This window comes from Plantactinospora sp. A48, from assembly GCF_055793945.1.
Genome location: NZ_JBTIXF010000103.1, coordinates 1 through 13,738, shown reverse-complemented (window position 1 = coordinate 13,738; position 13,738 = coordinate 1). Strand labels below are relative to the sequence as shown.

At 66.3% G+C, this 13,738-nt stretch carries 13 protein-coding genes and 1 pseudogene; 7 read left to right on the top strand and 7 right to left on the bottom strand.

Annotation, left to right across the window (positions count from 1 at the left end; genetic code table 11):
- The first annotated feature begins 142 nt into the window (after positions 1-142).
- From ACXN5W_RS29470 to ACXN5W_RS29460, 3 genes are all read left to right on the top strand, one after another.
- Positions 143-274: a hypothetical protein gene (locus tag ACXN5W_RS29470; protein ID WP_473161654.1), complete on the top strand. Its 132-nt coding sequence runs from the start codon at positions 143-145 to the stop codon at positions 272-274.
- Between the two features lie 283 nt (positions 275-557).
- Positions 558-923, top strand: coding sequence for a hypothetical protein (locus ACXN5W_RS29465; protein ID WP_473161653.1), 366 nt, complete (start codon positions 558-560; stop codon positions 921-923).
- A 143-nt stretch (positions 924-1,066) separates the two neighbouring features.
- Positions 1,067-2,860, top strand: coding sequence for a peptide deformylase (locus ACXN5W_RS29460; RefSeq protein ID WP_473161652.1), 1,794 nt, complete (start codon positions 1,067-1,069; stop codon positions 2,858-2,860).
- Between the two features lie 100 nt (positions 2,861-2,960).
- Here ACXN5W_RS29460 and ACXN5W_RS29455 read toward each other — a convergent pair whose 3' ends face one another.
- From ACXN5W_RS29455 to ACXN5W_RS29430, 6 genes are all read right to left on the bottom strand, one after another.
- Positions 2,961-4,025: an IS110 family RNA-guided transposase gene (locus ACXN5W_RS29455; protein ID WP_473161651.1), complete on the bottom strand. Its 1,065-nt coding sequence runs from the start codon at positions 4,023-4,025 to the stop codon at positions 2,961-2,963.
- Between the two features lie 171 nt (positions 4,026-4,196).
- Complete coding sequence (locus ACXN5W_RS29450) at positions 4,197-5,276, bottom strand: ISAs1 family transposase (RefSeq protein ID WP_473161650.1); 1,080 nt, start codon at positions 5,274-5,276, stop codon at positions 4,197-4,199.
- Between the two features lie 687 nt (positions 5,277-5,963).
- The gene (locus ACXN5W_RS29445) at positions 5,964-6,899 is read right to left on the bottom strand and encodes an alpha/beta fold hydrolase (protein ID WP_473161649.1); all 936 of its coding nucleotides are present in this window, start codon (positions 6,897-6,899) and stop codon (positions 5,964-5,966) included.
- 534 nt (positions 6,900-7,433) lie between these two features.
- Positions 7,434-8,030, bottom strand: coding sequence for a maleylpyruvate isomerase family mycothiol-dependent enzyme (locus tag ACXN5W_RS29440; RefSeq protein WP_473161648.1), 597 nt, complete (start codon positions 8,028-8,030; stop codon positions 7,434-7,436).
- Entirely contained in the window at positions 8,027-8,467 is a 441-nt protein-coding gene (locus tag ACXN5W_RS29435) for an SRPBCC family protein (protein WP_473161647.1), read from the bottom strand. The genes ACXN5W_RS29440 and ACXN5W_RS29435 overlap by 4 nt, the downstream gene beginning before the upstream one ends.
- Positions 8,464-8,823 (bottom strand): ArsR/SmtB family transcription factor, encoded by a 360-nt coding sequence (locus ACXN5W_RS29430; RefSeq protein WP_473161646.1) that lies wholly within the window; start codon positions 8,821-8,823, stop codon positions 8,464-8,466. The genes ACXN5W_RS29435 and ACXN5W_RS29430 overlap by 4 nt, the downstream gene beginning before the upstream one ends.
- Before the next feature lie 327 nt (positions 8,824-9,150).
- On the opposite strand from ACXN5W_RS29430, the gene ACXN5W_RS29425 reads away from it, so the two are divergent.
- Together ACXN5W_RS29425 and ACXN5W_RS29420 are read left to right on the top strand one after the other, a co-directional pair.
- On the top strand, positions 9,151-9,735 hold the full coding sequence (locus tag ACXN5W_RS29425) for an IS110 family transposase (RefSeq protein ID WP_473161645.1): 585 nt from the start codon (positions 9,151-9,153) through the stop codon (positions 9,733-9,735).
- Positions 9,736-10,110: 375 nt separating this feature from the next.
- Entirely contained in the window at positions 10,111-10,509 is a 399-nt protein-coding gene (locus ACXN5W_RS29420) for a VOC family protein (RefSeq protein ID WP_473161644.1), read from the top strand.
- A 312-nt stretch (positions 10,510-10,821) separates the two neighbouring features.
- Here the strand turns inward: ACXN5W_RS29420 and ACXN5W_RS29415 are convergent, their stop codons facing one another.
- Positions 10,822-11,766 carry an NADP-dependent oxidoreductase gene (locus ACXN5W_RS29415; RefSeq protein WP_473161643.1) on the bottom strand — a complete coding sequence of 315 codons (945 nt, stop codon included), beginning with the start codon at positions 11,764-11,766 and terminating at the stop codon, positions 10,822-10,824.
- Positions 11,767-11,870: 104 nt separating this feature from the next.
- Here ACXN5W_RS29415 and ACXN5W_RS29410 point away from each other — a divergent pair, with 104 nt between their 5' ends.
- On the top strand, positions 11,871-12,431 hold the full coding sequence (locus ACXN5W_RS29410; RefSeq protein ID WP_473161642.1) for a TetR/AcrR family transcriptional regulator: 561 nt from the start codon (positions 11,871-11,873) through the stop codon (positions 12,429-12,431).
- A gap of 65 nt (positions 12,432-12,496) precedes the next feature.
- A pseudogene (locus ACXN5W_RS29405) lies at positions 12,497-13,499 on the top strand (IS701 family transposase).
- Positions 13,500-13,738 lie beyond the last annotated feature (239 nt).

Sequence of the window (13,738 nt, the reverse complement as noted above, 5' to 3'; positions counted from 1 at the left end):
CACTACATCCGCTGGCACAACCAGCGGACCCGCCCGAAAACGGGATACGCTACCAAGTCCAAGATCCGCCACCCGGATTACCCCTTCAAGGCCGCATGACGAGGCACTAGCCGCCGGCGCCGACATACTCGCCCTATCCAAGATGAACTGGAACAACGCCCAACTCGACGAACGCGACCCGCTCACCCTGCGCACCGCCTACAGGGTCGGCTCGATCCTCAAGCATGTTCCGAGCAGCGCTCGGATTGCCACGCGTTACGCCTACTACATTTAGAGCTGCAGGATGCGGGACAGCGAATCGCCGGAAGATCGAAGCCCCCGTGGACAGGGCCCCGTACGGCCAGCACGTACATGGGATGGACCTCGCGTACACCAGGTGGTGCGGCCCTGGCGACGCCGTGATGGCCCCAGGCCCGGCCATGGTCCCAAGATCCTGCCCGGGCAGCTGCTGGCGACCGCAGCACTTTGCCCAAGGGGCTCGCAGGCCGGATGCGGCGGAGGCCCTCCGAGGTCTGCGTAAGGCCATTGACCGGGACGTTGAGCGTAGCGTCGCGAGCATGGCCAGGCTTTTGGCGGAGCGCAACTGCGAGGTCCATGTCGTGCCGGGTAGTGGGCTCGTCGATACAGTCATCCAGAGGCTGCCGTCGAGGGCTGTGACGAGCGGCATGATGGGACTCGTGGGTGCTGACGCCATAGGGCCAAGGATGATCTTCAATAGCGTCGGTACCGCTGCTCTGGCAGGCAGGATGCCCACGGTTGTCATCGCGACCTCGATCAAGTTGGTACCAGAGCAGCAGTTCGCGCAATTGTCAGGTGCAATTTTCGAGCGGGTTTCCCTGGACCGATTCGAGCACGTGGTGCTGGGCGGAGACCTGCTGACACCGGCAGAGGCGGGCCGAGGAGCGGCCAGTCTGATCATCTGATCGGCTCTGCGACGCTACGCCCGCCTGTTCCGCCTCGGCTATCCTGAGGTCCGGGGTTGCTGACTGCTGGTAGGTTCCGGATGCTGACGGCCAATTGGCAGTGACAGGACCGCAGGCGATGACTGCTCCGGTGAGGCGTCGAGGTGGCCAGTCCCATCCGGGTGTTCCTAAGCCATACGTCCGACATGGCGGAATTCCCTAGGAGTCGTTCCTTCGTGCGCTCCGCATTGGATGCTGTTAGCAGGGCGGGCATGGCTACCGTCGACATGCGATACTTCCCGGCCGGGGATAGCGACGCCGCCGACTACTGTCGGCAACGCGTTCGTGAGTGCCAGGTACTGGTGGGAGTGATCGGTTTCCGCTATGGGTCGATCGTCCCAAACGAATTGGTATCATTCACAGAAATGGAAATCAATGAGGCGGGCACGGCAGGCATTACACGGCTAATCTTTCTGCTCGACGAGGAAGCGAACATCCCGGCAAGCCTCATCGACGCGCGACGTGAGAAGATCGACACATTCCGGGAAAGGCTGCGCTCATCCAGGTTGATCGTCCGGACCTTCAAGTCAGCGGCCGGTCTTGAGTTGGAGGTCTTCCAGGCACTCAAGGAGGCGTTGAGCGCGCCAGCGGGCGTCGGTCAGGACCAGCCTGGCGTCGGGCATACGATGCCGTCTCGACATGGCGAACCAAGCGGCGGCGAAGCCCAATCCGCACCGGGAGCCAAGGTCGTTGTGGACCAGGAGGTCGCGCGGCTGACCTTTGACGACCAGCGTCAGGTCTTCCACGCCCACATTCGACGCCGCTTGGAGAACATCGGTACCGAGCCCGTGACACGCTACCTGATCCGCATCGCAGTCGATCGTTACCCAGGTGATCCCGTCCGATCCAACCAACATCATCGCAGCAACCCCCTCACCTGGAAGGAAATCGGCCTCTCGGCAAGGTCTGAGGGAGAGCAGATGCTCTGGCTGGTAAAGGATGATCGCGACGCGGCCAAAGAGGTTTGGTTGCTCTTTGAAAATTCCGGAGCGAATTTCCCGCTGTATCCAGGCGAGGTGCGATGGATCGACTACGAATACACCGTACCCGAGGACAAGTGGGGGCCATGGTGGAACCGCGCGATCAGGCTACCCACCCGTCACCTCACAATGTTGCTCGACTTTCCGGCCTCCTTGCGGCCTCAGCTGTGGGGGATCGAGACCTCGATGACGGCGAACTCGCGACCGTTCCGAACCCGAATCCAAGAGCATGAGCAGCACGGTCGGGTATTCTACAGGTGGTCGACCGAGAATCCCGAGGTGCTTTCTCGATTCCGAATCGAATGGAAGTTCAGGGCCGATATGGCGAAGTCCGAGCTGCACCGCCGCCTCAGCGAGCGCATGAGGTGGCTCGGTATAGTACAAGAGGCCGACTCTGAGCCAGTCTTACGAACAGAAGCAAGGCCGTTCGACCTGCCGAGGGAGGCCGAAGTCGCTCGGCGCGTTGCCAGTGAACTGGTGGCGAAGCTTGAACGCGTCAGCCAAGAGCACACGTTTGCAAAGGGCATGGGATTGGCGGCGCCCCAGATCGGGATCGGACGCTCGGCAGCTGTAGTGAGCACTCCCGACAGAGGTATGATCACGCTGCTGAATCCGCAGATTATCGGGTACTCGTCTGCAACAGACGAGCAGTTCGAGGGTTGCCTCAGCTTCTTCGACGAGCGTGGTCTAGTGCCACGGGCGCGAACAATCGAGGTCCAACACCAAACTGTCGACGGCCACACCTCCATCACGTCCTTCTCCGAGGGAGTAGCACGGATCGTTGCGCACGAGATTGACCATCTCGATGGGCTGCTGTACCGGTCACGCATGCGCGATGGAGTCAAGACCATCTCGGTGGAAGAGTATGGTGAGGTCGGCCGGCCCTGGCGCTACGATAGACGGTCCCGAGCCGATTGAGACTCAATACCGGGTGGTCGCTCCGGTCAAGGCCTTGGTGAACGCGCGGCACCGTAGGCATCACGGACCCAGGGCCCCGGCAAAGATGCTCCTATAGATGTCAAGCCGCGAGTTGAAGATCGTTTGCTGTGATGAGCTGGTAGAGCTCGCGGGCGACGTAGCGCTTGAGGCAGCGGATGATCTCTTTCTTGGACATGCCTTCCTTGGTGCGTCGCTGCATGTAGTCACGGGTGCGTGGGTCCCATCGCAGCCGGACGAGTACGACGCGGTAGAGCGCGGCGTTGGCCTGTCTGTCGCCGCCGCGGTTGAGCCGGTGTCGGGTGGTCTTGCCGGAGCTGGCCGGGATCGGGGCGGCCCCGCAGAGCATGGCGAACGCGGCTTCGGAGGCGAGTCGGTCGTGGTTCTCGCCGGTGCTGACCAACAGTTGCCCGGCGACGTCGGGTCCGACGCCGTTCGCCGCCAGCAGGGCCGGATTGATGGCGGTGACCAGGGGTTCGAGTAGTTCGTCGAGGTTGGCGATCTCGGTGGATAGGTGCTGGTGGCGGCGGGCCAGCGAGCGAAGCGCGACGGCGACGGCTGGGATGGCCGCGTCGGCTTGGTCGGGTTGCAGATTCGCGCAGGTGGCGATCAGTTTCGTGATGTTGAGGTCGCGCAGCTGGGCGCGTAGTTCGTCGGGGGCGGTGACGATCAGGGCCTTCATCTGCCGTTGAGTCTCGGCGCGCTGGTCGACGGCGCTGCGTCGGGCGACCCGCAGGTTGCGCAGGGCCTCGGCCCGGCCGTCGCGTTGCTTGGGGGTGCCGGTGCGTTCGCCTGCCAGCGCGGCCCGGGCGGCCTGGACCGCGTCGATCGGATCGGACTTGCCCTGGAACCGGCGGGTCTTGCGGTCCGGTCGATCGACCTCGATCACCTGCATCTGCTCGTCACGCAGTAGGCGGACCGGTCCCGCGCCGTAGGCGCCGGTGCCCTCGACTCCGACCCGGCTCAGCCGGCCGTGTCCGTGCATCCAGGCCAACAGGGTGGCGTAGCCGGACGCCGTCGCGGGGAACTGCTCGGTGCCCAGCACCCGCCCGACCAAGTCGATCACCGCCGCGGTGTGGGTGTCCTGGTGGATGTCGACCCCACCGACGACCTCGATCTGGGCTTCATCAGGTGTAATGGGAGACATCGTCGTCCTGTCGCTCGTCGCAGTGGGGCAGGGCGGCACGCACCAGCCGGGCAACGCGGACAAGACAGAGATGGGGCCTCTGGCCAGGCTCCTATGAAGTCACAACGCCACGTCCGGTGCGTGCACGAGTGCCTCCCGGCCAGGGCCGACAAATCTTTGAAGGACCCGAAGTCAGTCGTCAGGTGGGTCAGACCCCGCCGGGAGGCACTCACGAACATCATCTCTGTCGTCAGGTGACGCCGAGAAGTGCCAGTGGCCGGTCGGCGTCGCGGGCGTGATGGCGGGTGCCGGCGGCGATGTTGGTGATTCCGGCGGTGCGGAGCGCGCCGATGGCGGCGTTGCGTAAGGCGGCCATGACCTCAGGTCCGTTGCCGGTGCGGATCTGGCTGCGGTCTTCGTCGTAGGTGACGTCGCGGACCCAGTGGATCTTGTTTTGATGTGCCAGTGCCCTCGGATCCAGGTGGCCAGTTGCGCGGGTTTCGCTTGGTGCACGTGTAGGTCGGTGATGGCGTAGACCGTTTCGGTGGTGAAGCGTTTCGGCTGGTCGAGTCGGTGTCGACGGCGGCGGATCTGGATGGCCTGGGCCGCGTGCGGGAAGTCGATGCCGGTGGAGATCGTCAGGATTTTGAGAGTGCGGATCTCGCGGCGACCGTGACCGCGGTCGGTGTCGCGGGTGGCGTTCGGGACGGCCCGCCAGGGTAGAGCGGTGAGTTGCTGATGCAGGTGAGGCTGGTTGCCTTTGACGGTCAGGATCCAGTGGGCGCCACGTTCGGCGAGGTAGGTGACGTGCTCACGCTGACAGTGCAGCGCGTCGGCGGTGATCACGGTGTCGTGTAGATCGCCGATCTGGTCGAGTAACGGCTGGAACCGGGTGATCTCGTTGGTCTTGCCGTCCATGCCGGTGTCGGCCAGGATCACGCTGCTGACCTGGTCGCAAGCAGCCATCACGTGTCGGGCGGCAGCGTCGGTGGTGCGGGATCCACGCAGCGACTTTCCGTCGACCGCGATCGCCCGCCGGCCCGTCGCGGCGCTGGGCGCGGCACGCCCGTCGAGCCAGAGACCGATCGCCGCAGTCAGCAACTGCGGATCCAGGACCTGCAACAGCCGGCGGATCATCGCCTCCGACGGTCGCCGATCCGGGGCGATGCCCAAGGCCAGGACGGTCGTGTCCGGAGCGTCGGCGACCCATTCAGCGATCGCAGTGTACGAGCGGTAGCCGGCAACCACGGCGCAGACCGCCGCGGTCACCACGACCGGCAGCCTGTGCCGCACACCCCGCCGGGCTCGCGGGTCAGGCAGACCGGCGAGTGCTGTGGGCAGCCCACCAGCGGTTTCAGCAACAGTCAGAGCCGGTGCGCAGGACAGAGAAGAGGTCAGCGATGATGGCAGTGCGGGCATGGCTCACTTCGGATAGATCATCGTGGCGTAGAGAACCTTGATGATCTTCTGATCCGGTCATGCCCGTCTTGCTGTCACCAACACCGGCGCTTCTACTTCAAACTACCCAAGCCGGACACCCTCACAACTTTGCCGGGGCCCTGATCACGGACCCGACCGGGGCGCCGCCGGATCGCTGCGTCCGGTCTACGGACCGGGCGAGCGATGATCTAGCCACGACGCCGCGCGGAAGGTTGACCCGGAACTGGAGCCGCGGTCCGCAGCAGTCGAGCGCGCCGAAATCGATGCTGACGTGCGCAGGCTTGGTTGGGTTTCGGCTGCGCTGGCGGAACCGTTCGTGCAATCGACTGCTGCGGAGGCGGCTGATCTGTCGGCAGAGGAGTAGCGCGGCGGTTGTGGAAGGTCTTACTGACTAGGCCAGGAGCTTGGGAAACCCAGTCGAGTGCCTGCATGAACTGCTTTCGGCCTGATCAACACGACCACGTGTTGCGACGACCCCTAGAAGCCGCCCCGCCGGTGGGGGAGGGCCTCGCCTTGCGGTCAGTGCTGTGCCGCGAACATGTCTTCGATCACCGTGATGACGAGGTCGGGGCGATCTGTCGGGATCTCGTGGGAGGTGCCCTTGGCGGTGACGAGCTTGCGGTTGGGGGCTTCCTTGACGAACGAGGCGGCGGCGTCGCGCCAGCGCTGGGCGTCCTCGGGAGACCCGGCAAAGGGGGTCTTCTCCGACACCATGACCGTGGCTGGCACGGAGGCGGGCCACTTCACCTTGTGGAAGGTCTGGTGGGCGGCGGCGAAGCCTTCCGCGGTGGAGATGAGCTGGCGGTTCGCAGGCTTCTCGGGATCCTTCTTCGCCAGGTCGACGTCCGGCTGGCCCGCGGCCACGAGGCGGGGGATTTGTTCGTCGGTGAAGAACTGGGGGAGGTTGGCATCGACGAGGACTGCGCCGGAGAGCATCTCCGGGTTGTCCTGGGCAAGGTTGTTCGCGATCTCGCCGGCCTGGGAGTGGGACACCAGGGTTACGTCCTTGGTGACGCCGAGCTGCTTGAGACCTGCCTTGAGGTCGCTGACTGCGCTCTCGACCTTCCACGCGCCGGGCACCACGTCGCTCTCGCCGAGGCCGGCCCGGTCGTAGGTGATGACGGTGGCGCCGGTGGCCGCGTGAAGCTTGGGGGCGATGTCCTTCCACTGCGAGGAGTACTCGCCGCCGCCGGAGTCCAGGACGATGGTGGAACCGCTGCCCTGCGTGACGTAGAAGGCCAGGCGATGTCCTTCGTTGTTGACCATGTGCAGCTTCGCTGCGGCCGCCCGGCTGGTCGACGGCGAGGCGGACGATGTGGGGGGTTTCGAGGTCGAGGAGGTGGCGGAGGAGCCGTCGTCGCCACACGCCGTGGCGCCACCGGCAGCCAGGGTCAGCACGGCGAGAGACGACAGAAGGCGATACGTGGACCGGTGCTTGCGGGGGGTGCGGGACATGAGGATCCTTCGACGGAAGAGGGTGCTGCTGTACCTGTCCAAGCATTCGGAATCCTGATCGCTTACACGATCCGGCTGGCATGTCTGTTGGTGATGAAGCTGACGCCAGTGAGCACCATGGGGTTACCCCCCCGGCCCGGCTGATCGAAGCCGCCGCCGACACCGCCCCACCGCCGCTTCGGCGCCGCCGCCGTCATACGGAAGGGGCGTCTTCTTTTGGGTCATGCCCGGGCCGCCGTTGCCTCAATACAGCAAGGGCGTTGCTGAACGCGCTGGTCAACCCGGTGGCATCGGCGACATCCGCGAGGAGCCATGCCGGCACGGCCAACCACGCCCCGGTGTCGGGGTACGAGTCCCAATACATAGCCGCGTACGCCGGCATGTACATAGCAGCTATCGGCGGCGGCAAGTGCGTACAGGCAGTCGGCAGCGGAGGCGCTGGCCCGCGCCCGAAGCTCACCAATTACTCAGTGTGACGGTAGGGACGACCCGGCGGCACGCGGATCTGCCGATGGGCGGATGTCGGTCCGGCGATCAGCTCCGGGGCAGCTTACGGCCGTCGGGCAGGGTGCGGCCGCTCAGAAGAGCGACCAGTGAGCCGCTGTCGGCGCGGATCGACCGGCCTTCTCCCCGGCTCCAAGCGGTGTCGGTGGCCTCGATCCGGATGCCGGTCATGTCGACGCCGAACAGCGTGCCGTTGGGCGCGGTGAGCAGGTCGAGGACGGTGATCACAGCCTCTCGCGGTGCGACAGTGGGCCGGCCGAGCGCGATCGTCACATCGAGCGAGTGGATTACAGCGTGATTAAGGGCGCCCGCCGCGCCGCCGCCCGGTGGTAGCCACTCGTGCAGTTTCGGCGTCCGGAGTTGGCTGAGAAGCTCCTCGGGAGGCAGCGAAGCGTCCCTCGCGGCCACCGTGTCGGAGAGCACGGTGAAGTCGCCACGGGCCGCCGCCATCTCCGCGCCGAACTGCTCAGGGCTCAGCCGGGCCGGCATTGTCACGTGCGCGACGACGTGACGCACGAGCCACTTGTCGCACAGGGTGGGCGCATCCCACGTCACGGCAGGGGAAGTGGTGAGGAGATTGGCCCATCGTTCGTATGTCGGTGCTACCCAGGTCTGCGGGTCGGTCATGATCGGTCTCCGCTTATCAGCAGGTTGAGGTATTCGTCGAGTTTGTCGAGAGAGGTAAGGAAGCCAGCTCGCGCTTCGGGCCTCCGCATAGCCTCGGGCACATGCCGCTGACGGATGACGACCGCGGTCCGGCCACCACCCTGATCGTCAAGCGTGCTGGTGGTGTGCATCCCACTCGACGGCTCAACCCAGGCGAGCCGCTCGGGCGGAACGATCTCGGTGAATGTGGCGACCATCCGATAGCTGCCGTGCGGGCCGACCATCAGCGTCTCGAAGCGGCCGCCGGGCCGAAGCTCGACGACAATGCCATCGATCGGCGTGGTCATGTCCCGGGGACCCCAGAAGTGCGCGAGTTCGGTGGGCTGGGTGAGACATCGCCAGACCAGTTCGCGCGGTGCCTTGAACACCCGCTCGTAGACGAGTTCGTCGTCGGTCACCGCTCTTCGCCCTCTTGTAGACGGGCCAGGTGCGTCTCCAGACAGTCCATCCGCTCGGCCCACATGCGCCGGCTCGCCTCGATCCACGAAGCTGCGACGCTCAGCGTTCCCGGTTCGAGGCGGCACGGGCGGGTCTGGCGGTGACGCCCCCGGCTGATCAAGCCGGAGCGCTCGAGCACCTGAAGGTGCTGCGACACAGCCTGCATGCTCATGGCGTACCGCTCGGCGAGCTCCTTGACCGTGGCATCGCCCGCGCTCAGCCGCACGACGATGTCCCGCCGGGTGCGATCGCTGAGCGCTGTGAACAACGCGTCGAGTTGCTGCTCTTCAACAGTGGCCTCCACGGGGTTACTCAAGCATGTACTTTATCAAGTGTCAACTAGACAAAGGCGCAAGCGGCCACTGCCATGATGTCCGCTCACTGCGCAGACTCTTCCTGTCGGCGGTCTCGTCGGGCACTGTGTCTGGTGCCGGTGATCTGGGGTCGTCGGCGCACCTGGTCTCCACCGGGCCACCGCCTTGTCCGCTTGACCGTGAGAGGTCCGGCATGAGTTCCGCGGGGGCTGGTGGTCCCAGGGCACGTATGACTGGCGCGTCGTCGAGCGCCGATCAGTGAGCGACCGGGCTCCGTGTCCTGAGGCCACCAGGTGCCCACCTGCTGCGGCAACAGCAAGGAGGACACCATGAGTGTCGAACACCAGCCCTCGGTCCGTCGACCAACGGCGGGCATCGACTGGGCCAGTACCGAGCACGCCGTCGCGATCGTTGGCCCCGACGGTGTCGGGGTTCAACGGATGATCGTCGAGCACACCGCTGCGGGGCTGCGGAAGCTGCTGCGATGCCTGCAGCAGACCGGTGTGCTTGAGGTCGGTATCGAACGCCCCAGCCGGCCCGTCGTCGAGGCCCTCCTCGATGCGGGGCTCACGGTCTTCGTGATCGCCTCGAACCAGATCAAGTACCTGCGCCGCCGCTACGGCGCAGCCGGCAACAAGGACGACCGCTTCGATGCCTACGTCCTGGCCGACACCGTCCGCACCGATCACCATCGCCTGCGTCCCCTCACCGTCGACTCTCCCGCGACACTCACGTTGCGGATGACCGTCCGCGCCCGCAAGGACCTCATCGCCGCCCGTGTCGCGATGACCAATCAGCTCCGAGCCCACCTCGAACATGTTCTGCCCGGCGTGCTCGGGCTGTTCCGCGACATCGACTCCGCGATCACCCTGAGCTTCCTTACCCGGTTCGCGACTCGGGACAAGGTCGACTAACTGTCGCCACGCAGACTGCAGAACTGGCTGCCCAGCGTCTCTTACCCCAACCCCGCACGAGCCGGGCTGCTGCATGCCCATCTGCCTGCGGCTACCCGCGGGACCACCGGTCCTGAAGCCACCACCCGGGCGCACGTCACCGCTGCATTGGTGGCTGGGCTTACTGCCTGTCGGCGTACGGGTTCTGGTGCAGAGTCAGGTTCGCCAAATGTGCAGAGGTCGCGGGCGTGACACATTCCGGACGTTGCGACGGCGGCCCGCTCGGCGAATCACGCTCGCTGCTCACGGTGAGTGATCGGTGGACGAGGATTGGCGCCCGGATTGCAGCGGATTCGGGTGACCGGCGGCGCGACCTCGCGGGAGTAGGGTCGAGTGATGTCTCCCGTGACCCGCCTCGACCACACCGTCATTGCTGTCTCGGATTGGCACGTCTCCACCGCTTTCTATCGGGATGTCGTCGGCGCTGAGGTGATCGGCGTCGGTGGCGACCGCGTTGCGTTCCGAGTCGGTCAGACGCAGTTGAACGTCCACGGGCCAGGTGTCGACCTGGCGGACAACGTTGCCCGTCTCGCTGTCCGCCCTGGGAACAGTGACATCTGCTTCGTCTGGGAGGGACCGATCGAAGAAGCCGTGTCGCACCTGCGGAAGCTCCACGTCGAGGTCGAGACGGGGCCTGTTCGACGATTCGGCGCCGGCGGGACGGGAACGAGCGTCTACTTTCGCGATCCCGACGGAAGCCTGCTCGAATTCATCTCGTACGCAGATTCATCCTGAATTCGTGCGAGCTGGGCACTGAGGCACTGACTTCGGCGGATCCGGACGCCGCCAGGGGTCGGAAAGCATCACCCTGTGTAACCGGGAGGGTCTGCGTGCTGGCGTCGGCTCGACCGCCAGCTCGTTGCGGACCTCGCGGAGGTCGATGGCCGCGCTGTGTACTTGATGGCGTACGCGGCTCTGCACTGCAACTCGTACGCCGACAGCTGACGTGCCGGGAATCGCGCGCTACTCGACGCGATGGTGCTCCGGGCCGGCCGGGGCAGGGACCAGCCGATGAGCAGATGCTTCTGGGCCGCGTCGGCTGGAGGGTTAGACCCCTTGCGCGTCGTCGACGCTTAGGACGATCTTCCCGCGGCGGGATCCGTGCTCGGCCGTCTCGTGTGCGTCGGTCGCCTGCTGGACGGGGAAGACGGCCTCGATCGGCACCGTGAACCGGCCCTGAGTGAACAGTTCCGCTGCGGCGCGCAGGCCGTGCCGGCCGTCGGGTTCACCGGCCAGTTGTCCCATGGACAGGCGGACGCCGTGCTCGCGGGCGGTGAAGTCGGCCAGGGTCACCACCGCTGCCGGGCCGCCGGTCAACTCGAGCAGTTCCGTCAGCGACCCGGCGCCGGCGACGTCCAGTGCGCGGTCTACGCGGGCCACACCCAGGGCGGTGACCCGGTCCGCGAGGCCCGGCCCGTACTTCATCGGCGTCGCCCCCAGCCGAGCGAGGAAATCATGGTTGCCGGCACGGGCGGTGCCGATGACCCGGATGCCGCGGGCCGCGGCCAGTTGGACGGCGACACTGCCTACGCCACCGGTGGCGCCGTCGACCAGGAGCGTCATCCCCGTCTGCAGCTCCAGCAGGTCGAGAGCGCGGGTGGCCGTCTCGACGCTGGAGCCCGCCGCACCGGCCTGCGACCACGGCATGGCGGCCGGTTTGTGGGCCCACAGCTGCAGCACCGCGAACTCCGCGCTGGCACCGCCGAGCTTCGCCAGGTCCACGACACCGAAGACGTGGTCGCCGAGGGCCACGCCGTCCACGCCATCGCCGATCACGTCGACGACTCCGGCCGCGTCGACGCCGGGGATGTGCGGCAACGGCAACTGGGCACTCATCGGAGTGCGGCCCGACCGAAGACCGATGTCGGCCGGGGACACCCCGGCAGCCCGAACACGCACCCGGATCTGACCGACCTGCGGCTGCGGCGCCTCGGCCGTGCCGAGGTGAAGCACCTCCGGACCGCCGAACCGGTCGAACTGCACTGCGAACATCGAAGGCTCCTCTGCCTGAGAAAACGTGGTCGCTGCCGTACCGTAGACCGGAAACGGAGCAGCCGTTCCGCCCTCGGGCGAAGTGAGAAGGACAACGGCCGAAGATGCCTCAGAAGCAGCGTGCCGACGCCCGATCCAACCGTGAACGGGTCGTGGCGGCAGCACGGGAGACGTTCGCCGCAGCCGGGCTCGAGGCGCCCATGCGCGAGGTCGCCCGCAGGGCGGGGATCGGTGTGGCGACGCTCTACCGACATTTCCCGACCCGCGCCGATCTGGTTACCACGGTCCTCGCCGAACGCGTCGACGCCTGCGGCACGCAGATGCGCCAAGCGCTCGACGACCCCGACCCGTGGCGGGCGCTATCGGGCACAGTCCTCGAGTTCGCCGATCGGCAGATCCACGACCGGGCACTCAACGAGGCACTGCTGGGATCCGGCGACGTGGGCGCCGCTTTCCAGAAGGAACGCCGGGAACACTCCCAGGCCTTGAACGTGCTCGTCGCCCGCGCGCGGGCCGCCGGGTTGCTCCGTGATGGCGTCGATGCTGACGACGTGCGGGCCGGCCTCCTCGCCATCGCCTCACTACGGCGACTGCCTCCGACGACAGGCGCCCAAGTGATCGGCAAGCTCGCCGACCTCATCCTCGCCGGGCTGCGCGCCTCCTAGTAGTACTTTGTCACGTTTTGATGAACGGTGATGGCTGCTACTATCTGCGGCTCGTTGGGTCCTGCATGGACGGTTGTGAGGTGGCTCGCCTGCGGGATGACCTGGCCGGGTTCGCGCAGGATGTGTTCGGGTCGTTGACCCGGGTCGGGTGGCGGGACCGGGCGGTGTCGTATCTGCAGGGGTTGATGCTGGACGGGCGGCGTAAGTCGATCCAGCCGATGGCGGGTCGCTTGGAGGGTGTGCATGATCAGGCGTTGAACCATTTCGTGACGAACAGTCCGTGGGACGTGACGCCGGTACGGCGGCGGTTGGCGGCCCGGATGGGCGCGGTGATCGGGCCGGTGGCGTGGGCGGTGGACGACACGGGCTGGCTGAAGTGCGGCACGGCGTCGCCGGGGGTGGCCCGGCAGTACACGGGCACCACGGGAAAGTCACGAACTGTCAGCTCGGGGTGAGCGTCAACCTGGTCACCGACACCGCGGCATGTCGTATGTGGTGCAGGTGTCGATCCGCACCGGCGTCTATCCGCAGGCCACGGTGCGCACCACGCCGCCCTACCAGGGCGTCGGGACGTATCCGCAACCGCGCTACCGGGAACCCGCCGTCGCGGTCAAGGACCTGATCCTGGCCGGCGGACCGGAACAGGCCCAGACTGTCACCTGGCGAGACGGCTCCCGCGTCCGGGCCGGCACACCCGTGAAGATGCGCTCCCGGTTCGTGTTCACCCGCGTGCGTCCCGCCGGACGCACGCTGCTGGCCGCGCACCGCGACCACGACCTGCCCGAGGCATGGCTGATCGCCGAATGGCCACCCGACCAGAAAGAGCCCACCAAATACTGGCTGTCGAACCTGCCCGCCACCACACCGAAACGCACCCTCATCAGATGGGCGAAACTACGCTGGCGCATCGAACACGACTACCGCGAACTGAAAACCGGCCTCGGCCTGCACCACTACGAAGGCCGCACCTGGCAAGGCTGGCACCACCACGTCACCCTCGTCTCCGCAGCCCACGCCTTCTGCACCCTGCAACGCCTCAACCACCCAAAAGCAGCAGCGCCGGCCTGAGCCTCTACGCAGTCCTCCGCGACCTGCAACACCTCCTCGTCCGCCTGGCCGGCGCCTGCCCCACCTGCAAAACCCGCTTCCCCACCCGATGGAAACCCCGAGACCGTATCCAATCACGACAAAGTACTACTAGTGCCCCGTCTTTGAATGTTGATCGTGTAATCCGTCGGTTCTGAGGACGGATCGGGCAGGCTGTCTCCCGAGGGTTTCGGTGGGAGGTGGTGGCCGGTGGGCAGGCG

Coding starts and splice junctions, on each gene's coding strand:
- ACXN5W_RS29465 (WP_473161653.1), top strand. CDS start 558: ATGGCCAGGCTTTTGGCGGAGCGCAACTGCGAGGTCCATGTCGTGCCG.
- ACXN5W_RS29445 (WP_473161649.1), bottom strand. CDS start 6,899: ATGTCCCGCACCCCCCGCAAGCACCGGTCCACGTATCGCCTTCTGTCG.
- ACXN5W_RS29440 (WP_473161648.1), bottom strand. CDS start 8,030: ATGACCGACCCGCAGACCTGGGTAGCACCGACATACGAACGATGGGCC.
- ACXN5W_RS29410 (WP_473161642.1), top strand. CDS start 11,871: ATGCCTCAGAAGCAGCGTGCCGACGCCCGATCCAACCGTGAACGGGTC.
- ACXN5W_RS29420 (WP_473161644.1), top strand. CDS start 10,111: ATGTCTCCCGTGACCCGCCTCGACCACACCGTCATTGCTGTCTCGGAT.
- ACXN5W_RS29455 (WP_473161651.1), bottom strand. CDS start 4,025: ATGTCTCCCATTACACCTGATGAAGCCCAGATCGAGGTCGTCGGTGGG.
- ACXN5W_RS29470 (WP_473161654.1), top strand. CDS start 143: ATGAACTGGAACAACGCCCAACTCGACGAACGCGACCCGCTCACCCTG.
- ACXN5W_RS29425 (WP_473161645.1), top strand. CDS start 9,151: ATGAGTGTCGAACACCAGCCCTCGGTCCGTCGACCAACGGCGGGCATC.
- ACXN5W_RS29415 (WP_473161643.1), bottom strand. CDS start 11,766: ATGTTCGCAGTGCAGTTCGACCGGTTCGGCGGTCCGGAGGTGCTTCAC.